A 13,108-nucleotide genomic window follows, 5' to 3' on the forward strand; every position below is an offset into this window, starting at 1 on the left:
TGTTTCGGCGGCCATAGCGAGAGGGAAACGCCCGGTCCCATTCCGAACCCGGAAGCTAAGCCTCTCAGCGCCGATGGTACTGCAGGGGCGACCCTGTGGGAGAGTAGGACACCGCCGGACTTCCATTCCAGAAATGGCCACCCTTCGAGGTGGCCATTTCTGCGTTATGGGGTCGACAATTGGCTGTACGAGGAGAGACATGACCGAGGACGACGGGCGCCGACCCCGGCGTGACCACGAGGATCGCCGCGGCTCTGACGGCGGCTCCCGCCGCGGAGCGGCTCGGGGCTCCGGAAGGCCCTCGTTCGGCGACGCCGACCGGCGCCCCAACCGCGAAGGCGGTGCGCGTCCGCATCGCGACGGCGGCGCGCGGCCCTACCGCGATGGTGAGCACCGGTCCGAGCGCGGCGATGCTGCGCCGCGGCGTGACGGCGGGTTCCGCGATCGCGGGGAGAACCGTCAGGATCGGGGCCGTCCCGACCGCGCGTCGGGAGATCGTCCGTATCGGCAGGGCGGTGACCGTCCCTACCAGCAGGGTGGCGATCGCCCCTATCGACGTGACGACGACCGTCCGTCCCGACCCAGTGGCGATCGTCCGTATCGACTGAGTGGCGATCGTCCGTATCGACCGAGTGGCGATCGTCCGTTCCGACCCAGTGGCGATCGTCCGTATCGGCAGGGTGGAGACCGCCCTTATCGCGGCGGCGAGAGCCGGCCGCAGCACGACGGCGGTGGATCGCGCTACGGCGACCGTGAGAAGCGTCCGTTCCGGGACGGGGAGAACCGCCCGTATCGCGGCGGTGAGAACCGTCCTCCTCGTGAGGGCGAGAATCGGCCGTATCGCGGTGGCGACAGTCGTCCGTATCGCGGCGGTGAGAACCGTCCTCCTCGTGAGGGCGAGAACCGTCCCTATCGCGGCGGGGAGAACCGCCCGTATCGCGGCGGCGAAGAGCGGCGCGACGGCAGCGGCTACCGTAGCGGCGAGCAGCGTCCGTATCGTGCCGGCGGCGCGGATCACCGCGGCGGCAGCGGCGCTCGTTCTTACGGTGACCGCGAGCAGCGTTCTCATCGCGAAGGAGACAACCGTCCGGACCGTGGGAATGACAACCGTCCGTCTCGCGAGGGCGGCAACCGTCCCCATCGCCAGGGAGAGAATCGTCCCTTCCGCGATCGCGGGAGTGACGATCGTTCGTATCGCGGGAGCGACAACCGTCCCTATCGCGGCGGCAGTGAGCAGCACCGTGACGGCGAGAGGCGTCCGTACCCTGACGGGGAGAACCGCCCGTTCCGTGACGGGGAGAAGCGTCCGTTCCGTGACGGGGAGAAGCGTCCGTTCCGTGACGGGGAGAACCGCCCGTTCCGTGACGGGGAGAAGCGTCCGTTCCGTGACGGGGAGAAGCGTCCGTTCCGTGACGGGGAGCGCCGCCCGTTCCGCGACAGCGAGAACCGGCCGTACCGCGATGGCGGTGCGCGCGGTGAGCGCGGCGATGCGTCGCGTCCGTCCCGTCCGCCGCAGGATGTGCGCGCCGCGCGCCCTGCGGATCCGGCCCTGCCCGACGACGTGACGCCGAAGGACCTCTCTCCCGCGGCACGCAACGAACTGAAAACCCTGACCAAGGAGAACGCCGAGCGGGTCGCGCGTCATCTGGCGATGGCATCCCGTCTCATCGACGACGATCCGGCCCTCGCGCATGAGCACGCCCTGGCGGCGTCCCGGCACGCCGGTCGTATCCCCGTCGCTCGCGAGACTGTGGCGATCACCGCGTACGCCATGGGCGACTACGCGCTCGCGCTGCGTGAGCTGCGTACGTACCGCCGGCTGACCGGCCGAGACGACCAGATTGCCCTCATGGTCGACAGCGAACGGGGGGTGGGACGTCCCGACCGCGCGCTCGAAGCCGGCCGCTCCGTCGATCGCGCGGCGCTGCCGACCGGCGTGCGCGTCAGCCTCGCGATAGCGATGTCCGGCGCGTGGCTCGACAAGGGCGATGCCGGTCGTGCGCTGCAGGAGCTCGACATTCCGGAGGCGGACCCGTCGCGCGCCTTCGACTGGAGCCCGGCACTCTTCTCCGCGCGCGCCGTCGTGCTCGAGGACCTCGGACGCTCCGAGGAAGCCGCGCACTGGTCGCGGCTGGCGGATGTCGCCGCGGACGCGCTCGACGAGGCGGCCGGTGTCGGCCTCGACGAGACGATAGCGATCGACGAGGTCGACGAGAACGGCGACATCGTGACGGATGCCGACGACGACCTCGATGAGGACGACGTCGATCAGGAGGACGACTTCGATCAGGAGGACGACCTCGATCGGGATGTCGACGTCGACGTGGCTACCGACGTCGACCTGGCTGCCGACGTCGACGTGGCTGCCGACGTCGACGAGGACGACGACCTCCTCGACGCTGCCGACCTCGCCGCCGATCATGACGCACCGTCCACGGGCGGAGTGGACTCCGCCGAGGCGCCCGCGGCGGACGCCGACGAAGGCACGGCCTGATGGCGTTCCTGTCCCGACGACGGCGGGATGCGGCATCCGGTCCTGCCCCGCTCGAGGGCGTCGACGTCGTGTTCGCCGATCTCGACGGCGTCGTCTACGCGGGGTCCCGGGCCCTGCCGCACGCGGTCGACAGCCTGACCCGTGCGGCGGCCGACGGGCGCCGGCTCGGCTACATCACGAACAACGCGTCCCGCACGGATGCCGACGTCGCGGCGCAGCTGCGCGACCTCGGCCTCGAGCAGACGGCCCCCGAGGACATCGTCACGAGCCCGCAGGCGGCCGTCCGACTGCTGCGCACGAAGGTCGAGCCGCCCGCCACGATCCTGGTCATCGGCGGCGAGGGCCTCACCACCGAGGTCGCGCGGGCCGGCTACATCGTCACCGACAGCGCGGACGCCGCCCCTGCCGCCGTCCTGCAGGGGTTCTCGCCGGATATCTCCTGGACGCAGCTGGCCGAGGCTGCCTACGCGCTCAAGGACCCCGAGGAGGACGGCGGCATCCCCTGGATCGCCACCAACACGGACTGGACCCTCCCGCAGGCACGGGGGATAGCGCCGGGCAACGGCACGCTCGTGTCGGCCGTGCACACCGCCGTCGGACGGCTCGCGACCGTCGCGGGCAAGCCCGAGCCCGCGATCTTCCACGAGGCGGTTGCGCGCTTCGGCGCGGATCGTCCGCTGTTCCTCGGCGACCGGCTCGACACCGACATCGCCGGGGCCCAGGCCGCCGGCATCCCGTCGGCCCTGGTGCTGACCGGCGTTGATCGGCCCAAGCACGTCCTGGCGGCACCGTGCACGAGCCGGCCCACCTACATCCTCGAGGACCTGCGGCAGCTCTTCGACCCATACCCGCAGACCCGCACCGACGGGGTCACCACGCGCGTGGGCGACGCCGTCGTGCGGATCGACGGGCCCCGCCTCGAAGTGGTCGAGGCTGGGCCCCGTCCCGTCGACCTGGTGCGCGCAGGGGCGGCGGCGGTGTGGGGCTCCGGCCGCGCAATCTTCGGGTTCACGGTCCAGGAAGAGCTCTACGCGGACCCGTTCTCCCGGCCGTGACCGCCGTCCCGACCCGGCGCTAGCATGGGGACCATGGCGGACGAGGAGCGTGACGAGCTGATCAGCCGGCTGCGGGTGATCGAGGGGCAGCCGCTGCCCGAGCGCGCCGACGCCTACGCGGCGCTGCACGACGAGCTCGCCCGCGAGCTGGACCGCGGACCGGCGACCCCGCCCACCGCATGAGCCGGCTCGACCAGGAGCTGGTCGCGCGCGGACTGGCACGCTCGCGGACCCAGGCGCAGCAGCTCATCGCCCAGGGCGTCGTCGCCGTCGACGGCCGCACTGTCATCAAGCCCTCCGCCGCGATCGTCGACGCCGCGCGGATCGTCGTCGCCGCCACCGATCATTACGTCAGCCGGGCCGCGCACAAGCTCATCGCCGGTCTGGACGCCTTCGCCATCCCCGTCGCCGGCCGCCTCGCACTGGACATGGGAGCCTCCACCGGCGGGTTCAGCCAGGTGCTGCGCGAGCGCGGCGCCGATCCCGTCGTCGCGGTGGATGTCGGACACGACCAGCTCGCGGCCGTCGTCGCCGACGACCCCGGCGTCATCGCCATCGAGGGGTTCAACGTGCGGTACATGACCGCGCAAACCCTCGCCGAGGCCAGCGGGATCAGCGACCTACCGGACGTCGTCACCGGCGACCTGTCGTTCATCTCGCTGCGCCAGGTTCTCCCCGCCGTCGCGGGCGTGGCATCCCCCGACGCCGACATCGTCCTCCTCGTGAAGCCGCAGTTCGAAGTCGGCCGCACAGCGGTGCGCGGCGGGCTCGTCACCGACCCCGCGGCGCGCGCCGATGCGGTGGCCGAGGTGCTGTGGGCGGCGTGGGACGTGGGCCTGGGCACGTGCGGCGTCATTGCATCCCCGATCGTGGGCACGCACGGCAATCGCGAATACGTGGCGCACCTGAAACCGGCATCGGGCACGGATCCGTCAGAATGGACCCACACCGTGAACACAGTGACGGGGAGCCCATGACGACGGACCAGCGCAGCATCCTGGTCGTCGCGCACGCCCAGCGCGGTGACACCGTCCAGGCGGCGGCCCGCGTGATGGCGGCGCTGCACGAGGCCGGTGCGCGGCCGGTGCTCGCCCCCGAAGACCGCGAAGAGCTGATAGCGCAGCGCCCGGCGTTCGCCCGTGCGGCCGCGCTCGGCGCCGACATCCCGGTGGGCGACATCGAACTCGCGATAGTCCTCGGCGGCGACGGCACGATCCTGCGCGCCGCCGAACTCGTGCGCGGCGGCACCGCGCCGATCCTCGGCATCAACATGGGCCACGTCGGCTTCCTCGCCGAGATCGAACGCGACGACATGGATGCCGCGGTCCATCGCGTGATCTCCCGCGACTACCGCGTCGAGGAGCGCCTCGCCCTGTCCGTGCGGGTGAAGGACGCCGCCGGCCACGTCATCTACTCCACCTGGGCGCTGAACGAGGCGACCGTCGAGAAGGCGAGCCGGGAGCGGATGCTGGAGGTCGTCATCGAGATCGACGGCAAGCCGCTGTCGACGTTCGGCTGCGACGGCATGGTCGTGTCCACGCCCACCGGGTCGACCGCGTACAACTTCTCCGCCGGCGGACCCGTGATCTGGCCGACCGTGGAGGCGATGGCGGTCGTGCCGCTGTCCGCGCACGCGCTGTTCGCCAAGCCGCTGGTGGTCGGCCCGGAGACCTCGGTCGCCATCGAGGTACTCGAGCGCACGAGCGGCATCGGGATCCTCTGGTGCGACGGCCGCCGCTCGCACGAGCTTCCGCCCGGCGCGCGCGTCGTCGTGCGCAGGTCCGATCAGCCGGTGCGGCTCGCACGCCTGCATCCGGCCGCGTTCACGGACCGGCTCGTGCGCAAGTTCCGTCTGCCCGTGGAGGGATGGCGCGGCCCGGCCGGAACGGCGGGAGCCGCGACGTGATCGAGCAGATGCAGCTGCGCGACCTCGGCGTCATCGCTGAGGCGACGCTGCCGATGGGGCCCGGCTTCACGGCGATCACCGGTGAGACCGGCGCGGGCAAGACCATGGTGGTCACCGGGCTCGGGCTCCTGCTCGGCCAGCGCGCGGACTCCGGCGCCGTCAGGGCCGGCGCGTCTCAGGCATCCGTCGAAGGGGTGTGGGTGGTTCCGGACGACGGGCCCGTCGCCGAGCGGGTGCGCGAGGCCGGCGGTGAGCTCGAGCCGATCGGGGACGGCAGCGCCGAGCTGTACCTCGGCCGCACGCTGTCGGCGGAGGGCCGGAGTCGTGCGACGGTCGGGGGGCGCACCGCGCCCGCCGGGGTGCTCTCGGATCTCGCGGACAGTCTCGTCGTGGTGCACGGCCAGTCCGACCAGCTGCGGCTGCGCTCCGCGTCCGCCCAGCGCGAGGCCCTGGACCGCTTCGGCGGCGGCGAGATCGCCGCCGCGCTGCGCGACTACCAGGGGAAGTACGAGGTCCGGCGTGCGCTGGATGCCGAGCTCGGCATCCTCGTCCAGGACCGCGACGCCCGGCTGCGCGAGGCCGACGAGCTGCGTGCGGCTCTCGCCGTGATCGAGCAGGCGGATCCACAGCCGGGCGAGGACGAGGAGCTCGCGGCGCGTGCCGAGCGGCTCGCGCACGCCGAGGAGCTGCGGGCGGCGGCTGCCAGCGCGCATGCGGTGCTGTCGACGGAGGGCGACGATCCTGATGTCATCGTCCTCGTGGCCGAGGCGCGGCGGACCCTGGAGCGCGCCGCCGGCAGCGACCCGGCGCTGCAGGCTTTCGCCGACCAGGCCGCGGAGATCGGGTACCGCACCGCGGACCTCGCCGCGGACCTGTCCGGCTACCTCGCCGACCTCGACGAATCGGGCCCGCACGAGCTGGCGGCCGTCGAGGATCGCCGTGCCGTGCTGGGCGGGCTGGTGCGCGCGCACGGGACGCTGCAGTCCGCGCTGGACCTGCTGCAGACCGGCTCGGCACGACTGGCCGAGCTTGACGACGACCCCGAGCGCATCGAACGGCTCACCGCGCAGCGGGCGGCGGCGGCATCCGCCGTCGACGACGCGGCGGCGGTGCTGACCGCGGCCCGCGCCGCGGCCGCCCTGCGCCTCGGCGAGGCGGTGAGCGCCGAACTGCACGCCCTCGCCATGCCCGACGCCCGCGTCGAGGTCGAGGTGTCCCCGGGCACCGAGACCCCGCACGGGCGCGACGACGTCGTCATCCTGCTGGCCCCGCATCCCGGGGCGCAGCCGCGACCGGTCGCGCGCGGGGCGTCCGGCGGCGAGCTGAGCCGCGTCATGCTGGCGATCGAGGTCGTGATCGCCGGCGCCGATCCGGTGCCCACCTTCGTGTTCGACGAGGTGGATGCCGGGATCGGCGGCGCCGCGGCGATCGAGGTCGGTCGGCGCCTCGGCCGGCTCGCGCGGTCGGCGCAGGTGATAGCGGTGACGCACCTCGCGCAGGTCGCCGCCTTCGCGACGAACCACTTGTCCGTCGTGAAGTCCAGCGACGGCACCGTGACCTCGTCGAGCGTGCGGCAGCTGGACGGCGCGGAGCGAGAGGCCGAGATGGCGCGTCTGCTGTCGGGGCTGGCGGATTCGGATGCCGCTCTCACGCACGCGCGGGAGCTGCTGGATACCGCGCGCACGCATCCTTGACGCGCGGTATCGCGGCCGTCGTAGCGGCGCCTGCCGGAAGACGCGCCGGAGAGGGCGTCACTGGCTCGGGTGGCGGTTGCGACTGATAGCATAAAAGCCCGTGATGCATACTTCTGGCACCAGCAGCTCCGAGCCGTTGGCGGGGACCACGGAATCCGACGACACCACCAAGCACATCTTCGTGACCGGTGGTGTCGTCTCGTCTTTGGGGAAGGGCCTGACCGCCGCCAGCCTCGGGAATCTGCTCACCGCGCGCGGGCTGCGGGTGGTCATGCAGAAGCTGGACCCGTACCTGAACGTCGATCCGGGCACGATGAACCCGTTCCAGCACGGCGAGGTGTTCGTCACCGACGACGGCGCCGAGACCGACCTGGACATCGGGCACTACGAGCGGTTCCTCGACGTGAACCTCGACCACGCCGCGAACGTGACCACCGGCCAGATCTACTCGCGCGTGATAGCGCGCGAGCGGGCCGGCGAGTACCTGGGCGATACCGTGCAGGTGATTCCGCACATCACCGACGAGATCAAGCGCCGGATGCGGCTGCAGGCATACGCCGACCCGAAGCCGGATGTCATCATCACCGAGGTCGGCGGCACTGTCGGCGACATCGAGTCGCAGCCGTTCCTGGAGGCCGCGCGGCAGCTGCGCCACGAGCTCGGCCGAGACAGCGTGTTCTTCGTGCACGTGTCGCTCGTGCCGTTCATGGGCGCGTCCGGCGAGCAGAAGACCAAGCCCACCCAGCACTCGGTCGCGGCCCTGCGCCAGGTCGGCATCCAGCCCGACGCGCTCGTGCTGCGCAGCGACCGCCCGGTCAGTGACGGCAACCGCAAGAAGATCGCGCTGATGTGCGACGTCGACATCGAGGGCGTCATCAACACCGTCGACCTGCCGAGCATCTACGACATCCCGTCGACCCTGAACGAGCAGGGGCTGGATGCCTACATCACGCGCCGGCTGGGCCTGGCCGACAAGGCCGGCGACGTCGACTGGACACGCTGGGAGCGGGTTCTTGATGCGGTGCACAACCCGCGGCACGAGGTCACCATCGGCCTGGTCGGCAAGTACATCGACCTGCCCGACGCCTACCTGTCGGTGACCGAGGCGCTGAAGGCCGGCGGCTTCGCGCAGGAGACGAAGGTCTCCATCACGTGGATCCCGTCGGACACCTGCGAAACCGCCGACGGCGCGCAGGCGGCGCTGTCCGCGCTGGACGGCATCGTCGTGCCGGGCGGCTTCGGCATCCGCGGGATCGAGGGCAAGCTCGGCGCACTGCGGTTCGCGCGCGAGCAGGGGATCCCGACGCTCGGCATCTGCCTCGGCCTGCAGTGCATGGTGATCGAGTACGCGCGTCACGTCGCCGACATCCCCGGGGCGTCCTCGAGCGAGTTCGATCCCGACACCCTCGACCCGGTGATTGCGACGATGGCCGAGCAGGTCGACATCATCAAGGCGGGCGACCTCGGCGGCACCATGCGCCTCGGCCTGTATCCGGCGGACCTCGCCGCAGGCTCGGTGGCCGAGGAAGTGTACGGCGCGGCGACCGCGAGCGAGCGGCATCGGCACCGCTACGAGGTGAACAACGCGTACCGCGACCGGCTTGCGGCGGCGGGCCTGGTGTTCTCGGGGCTGTCGCCGGATCGCAATCTCGTCGAGTACGTCGAGCTGCCCCGCGACGTGCATCCGTACTACATCGCCACGCAGGCGCATCCCGAGCTGCGGTCGCGGCCCACCGAGCCGCACCCGCTGTTCCGCGGACTCGTCGGCGCGGCGCTGGAGCGGCACCGTGCCAGTGAGCTCTTCACCGACGACAGCGATGACTGAGCCCGGTGCGCTGCGCGACGACCCCACCGCGGTGGAGGTCACGCGCAGCGAAACCGTGTACCAGGGTCGGGTGTGGAACATCCGCCGCGACGAGGTCGCGTACAACGGCGACACCATAGTGCGCGAGTACACCGATCATCCCGGTGCCGTCGCGGTGCTCGCTCTCGACGACGAGGACAGGATGCTGCTGATCAAGCAGTATCGCCACCCGGTGCGGACCCGGGAGTGGGAGATCCCCGCGGGCCTGCTCGACGTCTCCGGCGAGGACGTGCTGGCGGCGGCGCAGCGCGAACTCGCCGAGGAGGCGGATCTCGTCGCGGACCACTGGGACGTCCTCGCGGAGTTCTTCACGTCGCCCGGCGGCAGCGACGAGGCGATCCGGATCTACCTGGCGCGCGGGCTGGCGCCGGCGGACGAGACGTTCGCGCGCGAGGCCGAGGAGGCGGACATCGAGGTGCGGTGGGCGCCGCTGGACGACGTCGTCGACGCCGTGCTGCAGCGCCGCGTGCACAATCCGTCCCTTGTGCTCGGCGCCCTCGCCGCGCACACGTCTCGGGCCCGCGGCTGGGCGAGCCTCGCTCCCGCCGACGCGCCGTGGCCGACCCGGTCGCGTCCGGTCGGGGCCGGGCTGCCATGAAACTGGATCGAGCCGTGGACGCATACCTGCGCCACGTCTCGGTCGAGCGCGGCCTGTCCGACCACACCGTCGCCGCGTACCGGCGCGATCTTGCCGCGTATGCGCACTGGCTGGCGGAGCGCCGGGTCGTGGATACCGCGGCTGTGACCGCCGACCTCGTGTCCGGGTTCATCGCGGAGCGCGCCGGCGGGGAGCCGCGGCCGGCGGCATCCTCGCTCGCGCGGCTGCAGTCGTCCGTGCGCGGGCTGCACCGGTACCTCGTGCGTGAGGAGATCGAGGCCGACGACCCGACCGGGCGGATGCGTCCGCCGAAGCTGCCGCAGCGGCTGCCGAAGGCGCTGACGATCGAGCAGGTCGAGCAGCTGCTGGCGGCGCCGGATCCGAACGAGCCCGTCGGCCTGCGCGACCGTGCGCTGCTGGAGCTGCTGTATGCGACCGGCGCCCGGGTGTCGGAGATCGTGCAGCTGGATGTCGATGACGTGGCGCACGGGGATGTGCTGCGCGTGCGCGGCAAGGGGTCGAAAGAGCGGATAGTGCCGATCGGCGCGTACGCGCGCGAAGCTCTGGATGCGTACCTGACACGGGTACGGCCGGAGCTGTCGCGACGCGGGCGGGCGACGCCGCGGCTTTTCCTCGGCGCCCGGGGAGCGCCGCTGTCGCGGCAGAGCGTCTGGCTCGTGATCCAGGCGGCGGCCGTCGGCGCGCACCTGACCGCGCACGTGTCGCCGCACACGCTGCGGCACTCGTTCGCGACGCATCTGCTGCAGGGCGGGGCGGATGTGCGGGTCGTGCAGGAGCTGCTCGGCCATGCGTCGGTGGCGACGACGCAGATCTACACGCACGTCAGCGTCGACGCGCTCCGCGACGTGTACACGACATCCCATCCCCGGGCGCGGTAGCCCTCAGCGCCAGAATCCGGCGAGCTGGGCGGCGAGGACTTTGCCGTGCTCGAAGCCCGCTCGCGCGGCGGGCGGCCGCGACGCCGGGCTCATCATGTCGTCGGCGAACGCGGCAAGGGCGTTCTCGTCGGGGAAGACCGCCTCGACCCGGCTGCCGCCGGCGCGCAGTTCGTCCACCTGTGCCGACAGCTGCATGCCCCACTCCGGGGGATGCCGGGATCGGCCGCCGAACGGCGAGAGGATCAGCACCCGGGCGTATCCGCTCGCCAGGTCGGCGTTCTCGTTTCGGCGGTAACCGCCGTCGATGTAGCGGCCGGCGCCGATGCGGTAGGCCGGGCCGCTGGACGTGCTGGCGGCGACGGCATCCACCAGCTCGACTCCGCTGTCGCGGTCGAACGCCACCGGTTCGCCGGTGCGTGCGTCGACCGCGGTGATCAGCAGCGGCTGGTCCGGCCAGCGCGCACCGGGCAGGCGCATCGCGACGGTCGCGCGCCATCGTTCGCTGCGGGAATCGCCCAACGCGTCGTCGAGCTCGATCGCCGCGGCACCCATCCGCCGCCGCATATCGGCGGCGTCGGTGGCGGCGGCGATGATCCGGCCCGTCCGCTCGAGCAGGTCTGTCGTCGCCGCGGGACCCCGTCGAGCACCCGGCGTCGCGCCGGTGCGTTCGGGGGTCGGCGGAGACAGGACCGCGGCCAGCAGGTCGGCGGGGGATGCCGCGGTGAGCTGTGCTGCCGCCGTCGCGCCGGCCGACGTGCCGACAATGAGGTCGGCGTCGGTCGCGTCGATGCCGGCGTCGAGGAGCCCGGCGACGACGCCGATCTCCCACGCGTTGCCCGCCGATCCTCCGCCGTGGAGGATCAGTGCCCGTTGGCGTCCGTCGGGCACGCTAGCGCCGTCGCCCCATCGTGGAGAGGAAGGAGGCGTTCATCGCGGTACCCATCCCGGATCCGGCTGTCGCATCGCGGCACGATAGCACCCGCCGCACGCCGCCGGCAACGCACCGTTCACGCCCGTGCGCTCGTCATCAGAACGGCGGCGGATCCGTGCAGACGAAGCGAACCTGCGGAGACGGGTGGTCCTCGTAGATGCGCCCGGTGGGGCTGGTCCATTCGAGGACGCCGCGGGGCAGCTGACGCACCCGCCATCGGGTCTGATGCTTGACGACGTGGTGCCCGCGGCACAGGTTCTCGAGATTGTCATCCTGCGTGGGGCCGCCGAGCACGGCATCCCGAGTGTGATCCAGGTCGCAGCGCCAGACCGGCTGCCGGCAGCCGGGGAACCGGCAGTGCTCGTCGCGGATCCGCAGCACCCGATGCAGATGTTCGCTCGGATGATATCGGTCCACGTGCAGCGGCTCGCCGGTGAACGGGTCGGTGACGAGCCGGTCCCAGCCCTTCACCGCGCCAGCCAGCCGCCGCGCGGTATCGTCATCGATCGGCCCGTATCCCACCAGCTGCGCCGGGAGGTCCGCGCCGCGCCGGACGGGATCAGGATGCAGCACCGACGCGGGAATGCTCACCTGCACGTGTGCCGCGATCTTCTCGAGGACATCGGCCGGGCCGTGTCCGTCGGGGACAGCGGTCAGCAGCATGTCGGTGAGGACATCCGCCCGAACCTGGTCCAGCGTGCGCTCGTCCGGTGCGGCGCCCTCGGTCACCTCGGCTCCTGCCGGTGCCGGGGGCGCAGTCTTGCGCTCGGCGGCGCGTGCGGCATCCGCTTCCGGCCCGTAGTGCACGCCGACTCCGACGAGGTGTCCGTTGATGGGCGGTGGGTCGGCGGGACGCGGGCCGGCCGATTTCTGGACGGTGCGAGCCATCTGCGTGACCCGGTCGAAGATCGCATGGATCAGGGTGGCCGGCCCATCCAGCAGCAGCCGCGACATCCCGTCGTCCAGGTCGACGGTGCGCACGCCGCGAGCCTTCCGCGCCCGCGCGTGCCGCTGCGTGATCGATTCCGGATCGAGCTCGCGCGCGACGGTGCGGCACACCGGCGTCAGCCGTCCCGCCGTCAGGTCGGCGGCGCGCGGCAGCACTCGCGCCTCGTACGCCGCCCGGACGTCGGGCGTCGGCAGGTCGCTGCCCGCATCGATGATCACGCGGACCTGCGGCTGATCCAGCTCACCGGCGGCCCATGCGGCGTGGGTGGCGGGGAACCGTTCGACCAGCATGGCCGCCTCGCCCAGCCGCCCCTGGACGGTGCGGTCGCTCATGTGCAGCGCGGCGGCGATCTCGGCGGACATCTCCCGCCACGGCAGATCCTTCTGATCCAGGGCAGGGTTCGCCGAGATCCGGGCAGCGACCACATCGACGACGGCCGACATCAGCGTAGCCTCGAACGCCTGCAGGCCCGCTATCGCGCGACGCGTCTGGACCAGGCTGGTCACGAGCGCGTCGATGGCCGGAAGGTCCAGCTCGTCGATCGGATCGTTGTCCATGCGTCCATCATGCCGACCACCTCCGACACTATCGAACATATCTGCGGCGTCTGCGCGTCGAATGACAGAACTCTCATCAGCGGGCAGACTCCCGTCACTCGCGGAGGGGGCCGCGCCCGCGACATCCGGCCCCGGAGCCCCGGAATCACGCGGCGTCATCG

At 71.9% G+C, this 13,108-nt stretch carries 11 protein-coding genes and 1 rRNA gene; 10 read left to right on the top strand and 2 right to left on the bottom strand.

All coding sequences use genetic code 11. The features are described 5' to 3' along the window. The first annotated feature begins 3 nt into the window (after positions 1–3). The 10 genes from rrf (at position 4) to xerD (ending at position 10,510) form a co-directional block, all read left to right on the top strand. Positions 4–120, top strand: a 5S ribosomal RNA gene (rrf, locus tag GH740_RS12630). Positions 121–199: 79 nt separating this feature from the next. Beyond that, positions 200–2,494: a primosomal protein gene (locus GH740_RS14160; RefSeq protein ID WP_253941416.1), complete on the top strand. Its 2,295-nt coding sequence runs from the start codon at positions 200–202 to the stop codon at positions 2,492–2,494. Then, positions 2,494–3,549 (top strand): HAD-IIA family hydrolase, encoded by a 1,056-nt coding sequence (locus GH740_RS12640; protein ID WP_153746476.1) that lies wholly within the window; start codon positions 2,494–2,496, stop codon positions 3,547–3,549. Before GH740_RS14160 ends, GH740_RS12640 begins: the two co-directional genes overlap by 1 nt. A gap of 33 nt (positions 3,550–3,582) precedes the next feature. After that, positions 3,583–3,732 carry a hypothetical protein gene (locus GH740_RS13910; protein ID WP_172978374.1) on the top strand — a complete coding sequence of 50 codons (150 nt, stop codon included), beginning with the start codon at positions 3,583–3,585 and terminating at the stop codon, positions 3,730–3,732. Continuing rightward, entirely contained in the window at positions 3,729–4,526 is a 798-nt protein-coding gene (locus GH740_RS12645) for a TlyA family RNA methyltransferase (protein ID WP_153746477.1), read from the top strand. Before GH740_RS13910 ends, GH740_RS12645 begins: the two co-directional genes overlap by 4 nt. Further along, positions 4,523–5,455 (top strand): NAD kinase, encoded by a 933-nt coding sequence (locus GH740_RS12650; protein ID WP_153746478.1) that lies wholly within the window; start codon positions 4,523–4,525, stop codon positions 5,453–5,455. Before GH740_RS12645 ends, GH740_RS12650 begins: the two co-directional genes overlap by 4 nt. Next, positions 5,452–7,149, top strand: a complete 1,698-nt coding sequence (gene recN / locus GH740_RS12655) for a DNA repair protein RecN (protein ID WP_367641558.1) — start codon at positions 5,452–5,454, stop codon at positions 7,147–7,149. The genes GH740_RS12650 and recN overlap by 4 nt, the downstream gene beginning before the upstream one ends. 103 nt (positions 7,150–7,252) lie before the next feature. Then, positions 7,253–8,974, top strand: a complete 1,722-nt coding sequence (locus tag GH740_RS12660) for a CTP synthase (RefSeq protein ID WP_153746588.1) — start codon at positions 7,253–7,255, stop codon at positions 8,972–8,974. Continuing rightward, complete coding sequence (locus GH740_RS12665) at positions 8,967–9,611, top strand: NUDIX hydrolase (protein WP_153746480.1); 645 nt, start codon at positions 8,967–8,969, stop codon at positions 9,609–9,611. The genes GH740_RS12660 and GH740_RS12665 overlap by 8 nt, the downstream gene beginning before the upstream one ends. Further along, the gene (gene xerD, locus GH740_RS12670) at positions 9,608–10,510 is read left to right on the top strand and encodes a site-specific tyrosine recombinase XerD (RefSeq protein WP_153746481.1); all 903 of its coding nucleotides are present in this window, start codon (positions 9,608–9,610) and stop codon (positions 10,508–10,510) included. Before GH740_RS12665 ends, xerD begins: the two co-directional genes overlap by 4 nt. Positions 10,511–10,513: 3 nt before the next feature. On the opposite strand, the gene GH740_RS12675 is transcribed toward xerD, so the two are convergent. Together GH740_RS12675 and GH740_RS12680 are read right to left on the bottom strand one after the other, a co-directional pair. Then, entirely contained in the window at positions 10,514–11,398 is an 885-nt protein-coding gene (locus GH740_RS12675) for a patatin-like phospholipase family protein (RefSeq protein WP_367641559.1), read from the bottom strand. A gap of 139 nt (positions 11,399–11,537) precedes the next feature. Beyond that, positions 11,538–12,947, bottom strand: a complete 1,410-nt coding sequence (locus GH740_RS12680; protein ID WP_153746482.1) for an HNH endonuclease signature motif containing protein — start codon at positions 12,945–12,947, stop codon at positions 11,538–11,540. Between the last annotated feature and the right edge of the window lie 161 nt (positions 12,948–13,108).

Origin of the sequence: Microbacterium sp. SYP-A9085 (assembly GCF_009649635.1) — a bacterium.
Lineage (GTDB): Bacteria > Actinomycetota > Actinomycetes > Actinomycetales > Microbacteriaceae > Microbacterium.